The organism is Bacillus sp. 1A, from assembly GCF_052682215.1.
In genome coordinates, this window is record NZ_JBQYLZ010000001.1 from 5,998,382 (window position 1) to 6,012,981 (window position 14,600).

A 14,600-nucleotide genomic window follows, 5' to 3' on the forward strand; every position below is an offset into this window, starting at 1 on the left:
AAAAGTATAAGCGACTTATAATAAGTCGCTTATACGTAAAACTCTATTTTATTTTTGTCAATACATCTTAATTTACTCACTGGTCTTCCTACGTGTTGATACACCATTTCGTTTTCTAATACTCCAACTTCAGTCAAAAACATTACATACTTTCGAATAGAAACTCTTGAAACTCCAACTAATTGCGCCATTTCATCTGTTGTAAACGCTCGTCCATTCAGCGACTCGATCTTTTGCCAAATTAATTGCATCGTTTGTTTTGTTAATCCTTTCGGAAGCTCTTTAGTGACAGTAGGCTCTCTTTTTTCTTTTTGCAAAATTAACGAATCTAATTCCGATTGACTAATTTTTTTTTGTTCTTTCATGAAAGTAAGTTTTTCTCGATATATAGTTAATGCCTTTTTAAATCGTTCAAATGTAAATGGTTTAATTAAATAATCTACTACACCATATTGTAATGCTTTTTTAATACTCCCCATATCATGTACAGCTGAAATCATCATAATATCGATTTCTTTTTCTTGGTTGCGAATATACATTAAAAGCTCAAATCCAGTTTCTTCAGGCATAAAAATATCAAGTAATACTAAATCTACTCGTGATTCCTCTAATACTTCTATCGCTTCTTTAACGGAGTTAACTGCTTGAACAAGTTCAAACCCTCCTACTTGCTCTAAATAATGCGTATTTAACATTGCTACCATCGGGTCATCTTCTACAATTAAAACTTTAATCATATTTGCCTCTCATCCCTACCTCTAGGTATTTCAATTGTTATCGTTGTTCCCTTTCCTACTAATGAATGCATATGAATTTTCCCATTTATTCGCTGTATACTTTCTTTTACAAGATACAAACCATAACCGCGGTTATCTCCCTTTGTGGAATAACCTTTCGTAAATAATACCCCTATTTCTTCTTGTATACCTTTTCCCGTATCTTGTACTGTAATAGTTAATGTATCCCCATATTGTATCTCAACTTCAACTTGCTTCTTTTCACAATTCATCACTGCCTCTAATGCATTATCAATTAAATTTCCGACAATCGTAATCAGTTCATGAGTAATACTTTCATCATCCATTTCTGGCATGTAAGAATCTTCACTTATGATTAATTTTATATTTTTCTCTCTAGCATAGCTAAGCTTTCCAAGTAAAAAGCCAGCAAATACTGGACTTTTTATTCTTTTCATAATCCCACCAATTTCATATTGATGCTCTGATACCATACCGCTTATATACTTCTGTAATTCTTCATACTGCTTCATATGTGTAAGCCCTAATACGACATGCATTTTATTCATAAATTCATGCGATTGTGCCCGTAATGCTTCCGCATATAGCCTAATACCAGTTAATTCTTCTGCTAATTTTCTAATCTCTGTTTTATCACGAAATGTTGCAATTGCACCAACTATTTCTCCTTTTACATATAAAGGAACACGATTCGTCACAATCGTAATTCCATAAATATTTTGTTCTTCGTTTAATTGTACCTCTCCCGTTTGTAATACTTCTTTTATACGTGAATTAGGCATATACAACTCAACATCTTTACCGATAAAATCTTCTTCAAGACCACTTTTCTTAAACAATCGTTTTGCCTCATTATTTATTAAAGTTACATTGGCTTCTTTATCTACAGCGATAATACCTTCCTTTACAGATTGTAGCATCGTATTTCTTTCTTCAAGAATTTTCGCTATCCTGTGAGGTTCAAGACCGAATAAACTCCTCTTTATATGTCTAGCTAGCAATATTGCTCCTATAATTCCGACTAGTACTCCAACTCCGACACCAATGTAAATGATATGTCTACTTTCCTTAACTCTCTCTTTTACATTATCTGCTGAAATACCAACGGCCACCGCTCCAAGTTGTTCACCTGTTTCAGAAAATACAGGTACAAACACTCGCATTGAAATACCTAAAGTTCCTTCTGCCAGCGATACATGTTCCTTTCCTTTCAATGCAGGCCCTTCATCTCCCCCAATAAAATGATGGCCTATTTTTTGAGGATTTGGATGTGATTTTCTTATTCCATTCATGTCCATAACTACAATAAATTGAACACCTGTGTTTTTTAATATTCTATTTGTATACGTTTGGATTGCAGAAGTATCTGCCTTCCCAATCAAACCATCGATTACAATTGAATCATTCGCCACAATGTGTGCAATTGTTTTTGCTTTCTCTGCTTGGCTATCCTCCGTCGTCCGTTCTACATTATGACTAATTAATATATCTGTCACAAGTAAAGAAAAAATTACAACTGTACAAACTAACAATGTAATCGTTTTCCATAAATTCCATAATCTTTTTCTTTTTTTCATCCCGTTAATGACTCCCCTAATTGCTGAATAGAAAAATAAGTAAGGTGAAAATAATATCACCTTACTTATCTGCTTGTTATTATACTTTAAATTTACTAGTCATCGCTTGTAGTTCTTCGGCCATCCCAGCTAAGTTTTGCGAAGCTGAACTAATTTCTTCCATTGAATTCACTTGTTCTTCTGTTGAAGCAGCAACACTTTGCATACTAACTGTATTTTCTTCTGCAGCCGCTGCAATTTCATCAATAGCATTTGTCACTTCATTTGCATCTCCAGCAATTCTCTTCGTTGTTTCTACCATTTGATTAACTTGAGAAACAATATGTGTAGTAGAACTTAAAATTTCCGTAAAACTTGCTTTCGTTTTTGTTACAACATCAAGGCCTTGTTGAACTTCTCCATTCACATTATCCATCGCCTTAACAGTATGTTCAATATCCGCCTTAATTTCTGCAATTAAATTTGCAATCTCTCCAGATGATTCTCCTGATTGCTCCGCTAATTTTCTAACCTCATCAGCTACAATAGCAAACCCTCGGCCCTGTTCACCTGCTCTTGCCGCTTCAATAGCCGCATTTAAAGCTAATAAGTTCGTTTGAGTAGCGATGTTTTGAATCGCTTCAGAAATAGCTCCTACCTGCTTTGATTTCTCATCAAGAAGTTTAATAATAGCATCTGACTCGGATACCGATTTAGAAATAGACTGCATTTGTTTTGCTGTTTGTTCAACCAATTCTTCCCCTTCTTCAGCTCTTTCTCTCGCATGTAATGAGGAGATAGAAATTGATTCCGCGCTTCCAGTTACATCTTGAATTGCTGTATTTACTTGTTGTAATGTAGCCGCACCTTCTTCAACACCTTGACTTTGTGATTCAGCCCCACCTGATACTTGTTCCATTGCAATTGTAATTTGATCTGTCGCATCATTTGCTTGCTGTACGCTCGCTGTTAACTCTTCAGCCGATGCAGCGACATGTTCTGCTGAAAAACTAATTTGAGTAATCACATCTTGTAAAGAGGCAGACATTTCATTAAATGAATTCCCTAATTTCCCTATATCATCCTTGGAATGGATTGTAATTTTCTCTGTCAAATCTCCCTTACTAATTTTATGTGCCGAGTCAGCTATTTTTCTTAATGGTCTTGTAATAGACTTTGTAATGAAATAAATTAATACACTACCAAATACAATAGCGATGGCAATGACAATCAAAGTCTTATAAAACACTGGATTCGCAGCTTGGGTAATTTCTTCGTCGAACATAACCCCAACTACTTTCCATCCTGTTTTCTCATTTGTTGCAAAGATTAAATTCTTTTTATCGCCTTGTTCTGTATAAGACACATTTCCTTGTTTTTCTTCATAAATTGGTTTAATCCACGGATCAGTAACTTTTGCACCTGGTTTTCTAGATGGATGACTAACAATTTGCTTATTTTGATCTAGAATAACTGCATAACCTTTTTCACCAATGTTAATCATTTTGGAAATTTTTAAGATGTTATCTAAATTTAAGTTAATTCCTATAACACCTTTACCATCTTTTACTTCTTTAGCAATTGTCACTACCATATTTTTAGTAGATGCTGATTGATATGGTGCAGTAACAATTACTTTCCCTTTATTTTCATGTGCTTCTTTATACCAAGATCTATCTGTTGGATTATACCCATCAGCCATTTGGATAAATGGTTCTCTTATAAACTTTCCTGCCTGTGTTCCAATATAAATACCTTCTACTTCTGGATGAAGTTTTATATATTGCGTTAACTTCGTTCTTACTATTTCTTCTTGTCCGTTTGGATATGTATCCTCTGTTAAAATGTCTGCAAAGTACGCCGCATCAACAAATTTCTCTTCTATATTTTGAGAAATAACAGTATTTAAAACTGAAATATTTTCCTTTGCTTTACCTGTAATTTGTTGTTCAAAATTTGTTTTGGCAGTTTGATATGAAACACCACCGATAATAAGTCCTGGTATAGTTAAAATAAGAAAAAATGAAATGATTAATTTTTTCTTGATACTCATACATTTAACCCAGTTAAATATTTTTTGCATAATAATCCTCCTTTATGTAATGTGGATACTTGTGTAATTTTATACAAGTAACATATATAAAACAATATATAATGATAACATGTAATTTTTTTTGTCAATTATGTATTTTTACATATTCACTACTTCTAAATATTTAATCATAAAAAATAAGAGAACCTCAGCTTATATAATAAGCTGAGGTTCTCTTATTTCTTAACAAAAAACACCCACAAAAACTCCTCTTACAGTTCCTTACATCTATTTCCTTACTAATTCATTTAGAGCTTTTCACATAACTAATCGCCTGACTCCCCATTTGCATCCATGCCTTTTCAAATTTTCCTCTCGGCACTTTTACATCTAGGCTATCCTCGAGAGGATCCCGAATATATACAAATTCTTCATCGTATCCAATCAGTACTACACAATGTTCATTATACGTAATAGAAACATCTCCGCTATTTGTTTCCCATGTAGTAAATTCATCTTCATCTAATGGCGCAAATGTTGCATTCGTAATCATAACTACCGGTTGTCCTGCTTTTACACTCTTATAAAGTTCTTCTATACTCTTCCCTGTTAAGTCCACAGCTTTATTAGGTAAATACTTTTTCGTTAATTGAAAAAGTGGTCCGTGATATACACCATATCCGGATTCAGAAAAGGTATAAATATTCCCTACAAATCCTTCATTCGGATTCCCACGTACACCATCGTTCATAAAATCAACTTTCTTTATTTCATTTGCTAATTTCATCTTATCCACTGTAATGCCTGCATATTGTAACATCATCGCTAAGCTAGTCACTTCACAGCCTCTATCTAGCTCTGGTAATTGCTGAATTAAAGGTACATTCGATAAGATGACCTTTTCATCATTATTACTAAAATCTGCTTCTTTTCCGCTTTGTATATTGAAGAATGTTAACTTCTCCACATACTTTGTAATACCATTTGTATATACATTCCATACTGCTATAGCTAGTAAAGCCATACATATATACCACTTCCATCTCCGTATCACTCTCACGCCCTTTTTAGTTCGTTAAATAAGAATAAAACGCGTCAGCATCCGTGCGAATCACCGGTACAAAATTTAGTTCTTTTCCTTTTTCAGGCTGATTTTTTTTAATTTTTTCTGCTAATTCTTGAACGTTCATATTCGTTTTATCCATATTAAGCTCATCTGCCATTTGTAACACTTTTTGTTCATTAATTTCGCTTAATACTTGATATATATCTTTACCATACAAATCAATATGATATTTTTTTGCTTCTTCCTGCACTTTTTGTTCGTACACTTCTTGCGCTAACGTTTCTATCTCTTTTCCTTTTTTGGAAATACCTAACTTCCCTGCTTCCTCTCTTACTTTCGTTCCATAGATCTCTTCCTCAGTGTCTTCTATTTCTTTTCCATTTGTCGAAATGCCTAATTTATCCGCTTCATCATTAATTTTAATCGTATTAATTTGATTAATTAAATTTACAATCGTTGTATTCTCTATAGATATGCCTAGCTTTAACGCTTCTTGCTTCACTTTTGTTTCATAGATTTCTTCTGAAAGAGTTCCAACGTCTTTTCCTTCAATCGAAATTCCTAACTGTTCAGCTTCTCTTCCTACTTCCGTCTCATGAATTTCTTTTTCTAGCGTAATTTGTTCTTTCCCTTCCGTTTCAATACCTAGATTCTCCGCCTTTTCTTCTGTATGCACCGCATGTATCTTCCCATTATTTAATTGTTCTTTACTGCGCTGCGTGTAATTTGTCTTTCCTTGTGATGTTTCAGAAGGAGAGGCACCCCCTAATATGCTTAAGCTCATTACTCCAATAGTGAATACCGTCATCATTTTCTTTTTCAAAATTAATTCCTCCCTCTTACACTTTCTTTTCCATCATTCCCTATACATAATCGAAATAACATTATGATCGATATAATCTTTTCAAATACCTTTTTATAATCACTTCTTCATAGGGCGAACTTTCTGTATATCATACATGTTATAAATAGTTTCTTAACTTTCCCTTAAAAAAAGACGATCTTGCAAAAACAAGATCGTCTTCTCACTTATATTCTTTGGTTTTTAGGGAAATTCACTTCAAAACAAGTACCCTCTCCCCATTTGCTCTCTACTGATATTTTCCCATAATGCTTTTCTACAATCCAATTTGCGATTGAAAGGCCTAATCCCGCTCCTTCTGACGCACTTCTCGCTTTATCACCTTGATAAAAACGATCAAATAATTTTGGGATGTCCTCATCTTTAACCCCTATCCCGTCATCTTCCACCCGTATACGAATCGAACTGTTCGTTTGCGTACAATCGATTTGAATATGACCACCTTCATTCGTATACTTCATCGCATTATCTAACAATATGACCATCATTTGATGAATTCTCTCTCTATCACCCATAAATGATATGTCATGTTCTACTTTCAATATCATTTCTTTTTCTTGATATGAAGCAATTTCCTTATATGGATCTACTATTTCTTCTAACAATTTATCCATTTCAAATGTTTTCTTATCCATCTCAATTTGATTAGAATCCGAACGTGCTAACAATAATAAATTAGTTACAAGCTTAGATAATCGTCGACACTCCTTTGAAATCGTAGAAATATCCATCGCTTTTTCTTCTATTGTCGCAGATGGTGACTGGAATAACACATCCGTTTTTGATTGAATAACCGCAAGTGGTGTCCTTAATTCATGCGATGCATCCGAAACGAACTGCTGCTGTTTTTCCCACGAATTTTGAATGGGTACGAGTGCCCTGCCGGCTAAGAAAAAGCCGATGCCTATTGCACATAAACTTCCTACACTACAACCAATAACAAGAATTAAAAATAAAGTATTTAACATTTCTTTTTCAGCTGTTATATCGCGTACAATTTGAACTATTTTTGTATCTTGTTGAAATGCAAACGTTCTAAAATATTGCCCTTGCACTTCTATATCTTGCAAAGTTCCTAATTTCTTTGGAGAAAACTTTTCCAAATTATCTTCAAAGATAAAACGGCGTTTGCCGTTTTCAATACCTATCTCCACTGTGTTTCCAAGCCAAGTTAACTCCATTATCCTTGGATCCCCAATCGGAGGATATCCCCTGATTTTTTTAGGTAGTTTTTTATCATCTGAATTCTTTCTATGCTGAACGGATTTTCCTATCGATTTATCTACTTCATTATAAATACGATTATATGTGTATGAATAAATGATACTGCCTAATACACCTATCAAGATAATAAATACTAATGAATTCAATATAGTCAATCGAATGCGTGTTTTCTGAAACATGCTTCCCTTTTTCATTGTTCTTTTAATATATATCCAATACCTCGAACAGTTTGAATATCTTTCTGATAACCGAATGGCTCTAATTTTTTACGTAAATGATGTACATATACTTCTACAATTGCTACTGTCGTATCTGAATCAAATCCCCAAACACGATCAAAAATTTGTTCACGCATTAAAATCTTTCCGCTATTTTGAATAAGGTACTCTAAAAGCTCATATTGTTTTAATGTTAACTTCATACTTTGTCCATCTACTTGAACGTCTTTATCTTTTCCGAACAGTTCAATCCCTTTATAACGAATAGTCTGCTTTGTTGTTAGACTACCACTTCTTCGTAACAACGCACGAATTCTTGCTTTTAATTCTAGAGCCTGAAACGGCTTAACAATATAGTCATCTCCACCAAAATCTAAGCCTTTCACTCGATCTTCTAGAGAGTCTCTCGCTGTCAAAAATAGGACTGGTGTTTCAATTTTTTCATCACGTATTTTTTGAATCACTTCAAAACCGTCCATTTCTGGCATCATCACATCAAGCAAAATGGCATCATATATATTTTGTAACGCTAGAAATAATCCATCTTCTCCATTCAATGCTGTATCTACTTCAAATTCGTCGCGTAATATTTGGACAATAGACTCTAATAAAGAAGCATTATCTTCTACTACGAGTAAGCGCATATTCTCACCTTCCACCATATTGTTCAATCCTATTTATAATTACATTTCAACGTTTTTCTCAATGTAAAATTTGGAAGATTTATTATAAAAGCTCTTCCTTAAATTTAGCTTAATAAAAAATTGAAAGAAATAAGATTCCCCTTATCTCTTTCAACTTTTTACTACGTATACCTTTTTACTCGGCAATTCTAAACAATTTAACTGGCCACCATATACAGCACCGCCATCAATCCCTATAATACGATTACTTCCAAAATACACGCCGCAATTCTCACTACCATGAAGCGTTTTTGTTTCCGTATGACCAAATACAACAACCTTTTCACCACTATACCCACTATGAAACTCATTACGTATCCACATTAACGTATATGGTTCACATTCCGAAACTCGCTTCAATGGCTCAACACCGGCATGTACAAATATATACTCTTCTGTCTCAACGTACTGATCTAATTCTTGAATAAATTTTACATGGTCCTCTAAAACATGCGATTGTAAAATCGGTTTTTGGAAGACTTCTTCATTAACCACAATATCTTCTTCTACAAAGCCATAGCTGTATAAAGTCTTATCTCCACCATTCCTTTTTACCCAATGATTCCATGAACGTTCCTCATCTGTCGTTAACGCTTTAATCATCATATCTTCATGATTGCCCTTTAGAACGAAGGCTCCCTCTTCTTTTAACTCTTTTACCTTTTCAATTACAGCACGCGCATTTGGACCACGATCCACATAATCCCCTAATAAAATCAATTGATCCTGTCTTGCATCATATTGAGCTTCTTCCAATAACTGTTCGAACTTTTCTATTTCTCCATGAATATCACTAATAACAAGAATTCTTTTCATATTATTCCCTTCTTTCTAAGCCACTCTCTTTCTAATTATAGTTCAAAACAACAGAAATTTCTGAATCCACATTCAAAATCACATTTATTACAAATAAAACGATTGTCCTTACAACAATGTAAGTCTCTTGTCATCCAATTCGATAGTTGCAAGTGCTATATTTCCTTATACTAAAAGTAAGAAATGAAACAAAAAAACAAGGAGAGATGAGACATGAAAAAAGTGATGGAAGTTATAGTAGCGGTGGCAGAGGTTTTCGTAAATGGTAAACAAGTTGCAATGGAGTTAAACAAATAATGAAAAGGACAAGATTCATTCTAGACCCTTTACTCATATAAAAGAGATAAGACTTCTTCATTTTTTTGATCCCTTATCTCCTTGAAAAAGCCGTATCCTTTTTCGGGATACGGCTTTTTCTTATTTTTGACTCGTGCGAGCTGAAATACTAATTGCTCTATCAGTTGCTTTGGCAGCTTCATCTAATGCTTCTTTACTATTCTTCCCGTCATACATTGCTTCTAATGCTTTTACAACTGCATCTCGTGATTCTGGGAATACACTAATTAAAGCCCCTTGAGTTGCTGGAGATTGCTTCGTCGCTTGTAATTGTTCCACTGTTACTTTTAGCTGTGGATATTTTTCATATTGCTCTTTTACTAATGGTTCATTGTATGCATCTGGATTAATAGAGAAATAGCCTGTTGCAGTATGCCATTTTGCTTGTACGTCTGGCTTCGTTAAATATTTCATAAAGTCCCAAGCACCTTGTTGCGTTTCTTCTGAAACCATATTCGTCATCCATAATGATGCTCCGCCAATAACAACACCATTTTGTTTCGAATCCTCTGGATATGGAATATATGACACGCCTACATTAAACTTAGATGCATCAATTAAGTCGCGAACACCAGCTGAAGAATCTAAATACATAGCAACTTGTCCAGATTGGAACGCGGCACGAATATCATCCCAACTTGCTCCATACTTTCCAAGTGCACCAGCTTTATTTAAATCATCTAACATTCCAAATACTTTCTGTCCTTCTTTACCGTTAAATACCGCCTTCTTTGCAGCATCTTTGCGGCCGTTTTCGTTATCTACATATAAAGCACCTTGTGTCGCTAACAATTCTTCAAAGAACCAACCATAATTCAGCATGGAGAATCCATATTGTTTTACATTTCCGCCTTCTTTAATCGTTAACTTTTTCGCTGCTTCTTGTAATTCTGCATATGTTTGTGGGGCTTTCTCTGGATCTAATCCCGCCTTTGCAAAAGCATCTTTATTATAAATTAATACTGGTGTAGATGAATTAAATGGCATAGAATACATTTTTCCATCAACTGAATAATAATTTGTAATTGCTTTTTCCAACTTTGAAGTATCATACTTATCTTTTTTTATCCAACTATCAATTGGCGTAATCTTTTTGCTATCAATCATATATTTTGTTGTAATTTCACTTGACTGAACAAGAGCTGGCGCTTCTTTCGTAGCAGACATCGTTCTAAATTTCGTTAAAGACTCTTCATATGTCCCTTGGAACTCTGCCTTTATCTCGTATTTATTCTGTGACTTATTATAGTCTGCAACAAGCCCATCTAGTACGCCTTGTGTTTTTCCACCCATCGCATGCCAAAAACGAATTACTGTCTTATCACCATTTTTTTCAACTGGTGCTACTTTTGCCTGCGCTTCAGATTTCCCCTCCGTTTTACTACTTGAACAAGCGGCACTAGATAATGCCATTGTTGCTGCCATTAATAGAGCAGCACCTTTTTTAACTAAACTCATTTTAATCTCACCTTCCCTTAGTTATTTAATTGCACCTTTTGTTAATCCTTGTTGTAATTGCTTTTGCCCTACAAATAGTAAAATCAGTGTTGGAATGACAATAACCGTAACACCGGCCATTACGCTTCCCCAATCAGTTGCAACTTCTTGAGACTGAAGCTGCTTTACACCAATTTGAACTGTTCTTACTTTTTCATCAGTGGTCACTAGGAGTGGCCATAAGTACATATTCCATGTTGTTAAAAAACTATATACTCCAAGCGTAATAAAACTCGTTTTACAATACGGAATTACAACGCTAAATAAAAACCTTACATTTCCAATCCCTTCAATAAAAGCTGCTTCTTTCAGTTCATTCGGAAGCGTCATAAAATGTTGACGTAACAAGAAAATACCGAAAGCTGTTGCAAAAAACGGCACTGTCATCCCAGCAAAACTATTGATCCAACCGAAGTTTTGAATCGTTAAAAAGTTTGGTACCATCGTTGCTTCCCACGGAATAAGCATCGTTGAAATAAACAGGAAAAAAATAAGGTTTCTTCCTTTAAACTGAAGAAAAACAAAAGCATAAGCTGCTAAACTGGATACGATAAGTTGTCCAATCATAACAATCGTCGATACAATTAAACTGTTGTACAAGTATGTAAAAAGCGGTACTTTTTGAAAAATATTAATAAAATTATCGAAAGTAAATTGGGTCGGAAATAGCCTTCTCATTTGAATATCATCTGGTGTCATAAAGCTTATTAAAAACGCATAGAGTACAGGAAAAAACACAATTACTGCACTAATAATGAGCAGCATGTATAATAGGAAATTTTGTTTCCACTGTTTAACGATCATTTATAATGCACCTTTCTCTCAGCAAACTTGAATTGAATCAATGTAGCAATAAAAATGAAAACGAATAATATCATCGCTTGTGCACTTGCTGTTCCAAATTGATGATTCACAAACGCCTCTTTATAAATCGAGTACACAATTAAATTCGTTGCATCATTTGGTCCACCGTGCGTTAAAATATCAATTTGTCCAAAGCTTTGGAACGCACTAATTAACGTTACTGTCACGATAAAAAATAAAGTTGGTGATAGCATCGGTAATGTAACACGGCGAAGCTTATATAAATAACTAGCGCCATCTATAGATGCACTCTCATATAAAGACGTATCAATATTTTGTAAACCACCTAATATAACTAAAAATGCAAATCCTGTATTCACCCAAACCGTTGTAACCGATACAGAGAACAATGCCCAATCTGGACTCGTTAACCATGCGATTGCAGGTAGATTCATAGAGGCTAATATATTATTAAATAACCCGACACTTGGATGAAATAAAAATAGCCAAATCACCGCACTAGCAGCTACTGATATTCCCATAGTGGAAGAAAATAACACACGGAATAACCCAATACCTCTTACTTTTCCATTTGCAATCAATGCAAGAAATAAAGCGAATATAATACTCGTAGGCACTGTATATACAACAAATAATAAAGTTGACTTTATGCTTTTGTAGAAAGCAGGATCAGAAAATAAGTATTGATAATTTTCTAAGCCAACAAAAAGATTAGCTTCTCCTTGTATATCTGTTAAATAAAAGCTATAGTAAATCGTCCTAAATAATGGATAAAAAAGAAAAATCGAAAACAGTAAAATAGATGGCGCCAAAAACAATAATCCTATTCTTAAATCTTTCGTTCTACTCCATAAATTCTTCTTTTTTGACATTTTTGCTTGGGCTGGTAACTTGCCTACTTCAATCATTATTTCGCCACCACTTTCAACTCTTCTTCAGCTACCACTTTTAATCGTTCATTCGTATTTTGATGAAAGAAGCATAACTTATCTTGTGAGAATAATAATTTTACTTTGTCACCTTTGTCCAGGAGTAGCTGTCCAATGACTTTTGCACTCCAAGTTGTTCCATTTACCGCGAAGTTTAATATAGATTCGTTCCCTAATACTTCTACAGATTGTAACGTAACTTCTTCCCCTTCCTCAGACAGTTCAATATGTTCAGGACGCATACCTATTCGAATTGTTCCTTCTGGTAATTGTTTTAATCGTCCATTAGATAATGGAATTTGCAATTGCCCTATATGTAATAAGCCTTTTTCTTTGTCCACTTCTCCATCATTTATATTCATCGAAGGAGACCCTATAAAGCTTGCAACAAATTCATTCGCTGGTTCATTATATATATCAAGCGGTGTTCCAACTTGCTGTATGCTTCCTTTATTTAAGACCATGATACGATCTCCCATAGTCATCGCTTCTATTTGATCGTGAGTAACATAAATCATTGTAATTCCTAGACGTCGTTGAATTTCTCTAATTTCAATCCTCATTTGCGCACGTAATTTCGCATCTAAATTTGAAAGTGGTTCATCCATTAAACAGATCGGCGCTTGACTTACGATCGCCCTGGCAAGCGCAACACGTTGCCTTTGTCCGCCTGATAATTGACCTGGCTTCATTTTCACATACTCTTTCAGTCCTACCATTTCAATAGCTTCCATTAATCGCTTTTGTCGCTCTTCTTTTTGTACTTTTCTTACTTTAAGCCCAAATATAATGTTTTCTTCTACAGATAAGTGTGGATATAATGCATAATTTTGAAATACCATTGATAGATTACGGTCTTTCGGCTCTAAATCATTTGCAACATGTTCATTAATAATTAAATCCCCCGAAGAAATCTCTTCTAAACCAGCAATCATTCGTAATAGTGTACTTTTCCCACATCCTGAAGGTCCAACTAAAACAAAAAACTCGCCCTTTTTAATGTGAACCGATACACCTTTAACCGCTGTCTCTTCCGCATTTTTATACACCTTTGAAACATTTTTCAATTCAATCACAAGATTGCACTCCTTTTTTCTTCTTGTATCCATACTTCATAATGACTTGTTGAAATTGCACTTGCTCCTGCCCGAATAGCAATTTCCGCGTCTTCTCGTGTTTGAATCAATCCGCCTGCAATAATAGGAAATTCTATTTCCTCTGCTAACCTCTTAATAATGGAAGGCATAATACCAGGCATAATCTCTACCGCATTCGGTTTAGTCGTTTTACAATTCTCAATTGATTTTGTAAGAGATAAAGTATCAACAATAAAAATGCGTTGAATCGTTTTTAATCCAATTTTATTAGCATTCCGAATTGTCGAACCTTTTGTTGAAATAATACCCTGCGCCCCGATAACATCTTGAATATACAAAAGAGCTTCCTCTGTATTTGTATTTAAACCTTGTATAAAGTCACAATGAAGAAATACATCATGTCCATGCTTCTGTAATTCATATACACGCTCTGGTAACTCCAGCATTGAACCAGTCATAAGAAAAACTGTTTTCGGTAATTTTTTGTATGTTTTGTACCCTTTCCAATCTTTTATCATCGCAATATAAGGTTCTTTAAACATTCGTTCCACCTAGCTTTTCAATTTTTATCCAAACTAAAAACACCTACTTACATAGAACACCTTTCTCCTTATTTGAACTCTAGGAAGTAGAGCACACCTAAGAAAGTGGCACGTTATATGTAAGCGGGTGTTCTCAAATGTTCTCTACCCTAGTTATTC

The 14,600-nt window shown here is 34.5% G+C and carries 13 protein-coding genes and 1 pseudogene; all 14 read right to left on the reverse strand.

Annotated elements, in window-relative coordinates; genetic code table 11:
* Positions 1-29: 29 nt before the first annotated feature.
* A complete protein-coding gene (locus ACUN0F_RS30720; RefSeq protein WP_000598659.1) occupies positions 30-737 on the reverse strand; it encodes a response regulator in 708 nt (235 codons plus the stop codon).
* On the reverse strand, positions 734-2,335 hold the full coding sequence (locus ACUN0F_RS30725) for a sensor histidine kinase (protein ID WP_000746410.1): 1,602 nt from the start codon (positions 2,333-2,335) through the stop codon (positions 734-736). Before ACUN0F_RS30725 ends, ACUN0F_RS30720 begins: the two co-directional genes overlap by 4 nt.
* Before the next feature lie 79 nt (positions 2,336-2,414).
* Positions 2,415-3,362: a methyl-accepting chemotaxis protein gene (locus ACUN0F_RS30730; RefSeq protein ID WP_438264006.1), complete on the reverse strand. Its 948-nt coding sequence runs from the start codon at positions 3,360-3,362 to the stop codon at positions 2,415-2,417.
* Positions 3,354-4,397: pseudogene (locus tag ACUN0F_RS30735) on the reverse strand (HAMP domain-containing protein); the annotation flags it as partial. The gene ACUN0F_RS30730 and the pseudogene ACUN0F_RS30735, both read right to left, overlap by 9 nt.
* A gap of 253 nt (positions 4,398-4,650) precedes the next feature.
* Positions 4,651-5,400, reverse strand: coding sequence for a C39 family peptidase (locus tag ACUN0F_RS30740; RefSeq protein ID WP_264462949.1), 750 nt, complete (start codon positions 5,398-5,400; stop codon positions 4,651-4,653).
* A 13-nt stretch (positions 5,401-5,413) separates the two neighbouring features.
* Positions 5,414-6,235 (reverse strand): hypothetical protein, encoded by an 822-nt coding sequence (locus ACUN0F_RS30745; RefSeq protein WP_000728598.1) that lies wholly within the window; start codon positions 6,233-6,235, stop codon positions 5,414-5,416.
* A gap of 206 nt (positions 6,236-6,441) precedes the next feature.
* The gene (locus ACUN0F_RS30750) at positions 6,442-7,692 is read right to left on the reverse strand and encodes a sensor histidine kinase (RefSeq protein WP_418910060.1); all 1,251 of its coding nucleotides are present in this window, start codon (positions 7,690-7,692) and stop codon (positions 6,442-6,444) included.
* Positions 7,689-8,360, reverse strand: a complete 672-nt coding sequence (locus ACUN0F_RS30755) for a response regulator transcription factor (protein ID WP_264462947.1) — start codon at positions 8,358-8,360, stop codon at positions 7,689-7,691. Before ACUN0F_RS30755 ends, ACUN0F_RS30750 begins: the two co-directional genes overlap by 4 nt.
* A 150-nt stretch (positions 8,361-8,510) precedes the next feature.
* A complete protein-coding gene (locus tag ACUN0F_RS30760; RefSeq protein WP_000821979.1) occupies positions 8,511-9,215 on the reverse strand; it encodes a metallophosphoesterase family protein in 705 nt (234 codons plus the stop codon).
* Positions 9,216-9,632: 417 nt separating this feature from the next.
* A complete protein-coding gene (locus ACUN0F_RS30765) occupies positions 9,633-11,009 on the reverse strand; it encodes an ABC transporter substrate-binding protein (protein WP_000060583.1) in 1,377 nt (458 codons plus the stop codon).
* Between the two features lie 21 nt (positions 11,010-11,030).
* On the reverse strand, positions 11,031-11,852 hold the full coding sequence (locus ACUN0F_RS30770; RefSeq protein WP_264462946.1) for a carbohydrate ABC transporter permease: 822 nt from the start codon (positions 11,850-11,852) through the stop codon (positions 11,031-11,033).
* Positions 11,849-12,781: a carbohydrate ABC transporter permease gene (locus ACUN0F_RS30775; protein WP_264462945.1), complete on the reverse strand. Its 933-nt coding sequence runs from the start codon at positions 12,779-12,781 to the stop codon at positions 11,849-11,851. The genes ACUN0F_RS30770 and ACUN0F_RS30775 overlap by 4 nt, the downstream gene beginning before the upstream one ends.
* Positions 12,781-13,878: an ABC transporter ATP-binding protein gene (locus ACUN0F_RS30780; RefSeq protein ID WP_264462944.1), complete on the reverse strand. Its 1,098-nt coding sequence runs from the start codon at positions 13,876-13,878 to the stop codon at positions 12,781-12,783. The genes ACUN0F_RS30775 and ACUN0F_RS30780 overlap by 1 nt, the downstream gene beginning before the upstream one ends.
* The gene (locus ACUN0F_RS30785; protein ID WP_000472008.1) at positions 13,875-14,441 is read right to left on the reverse strand and encodes a glycerol-3-phosphate responsive antiterminator; all 567 of its coding nucleotides are present in this window, start codon (positions 14,439-14,441) and stop codon (positions 13,875-13,877) included. The genes ACUN0F_RS30780 and ACUN0F_RS30785 overlap by 4 nt, the downstream gene beginning before the upstream one ends.
* Between the last annotated feature and the right edge of the window lie 159 nt (positions 14,442-14,600).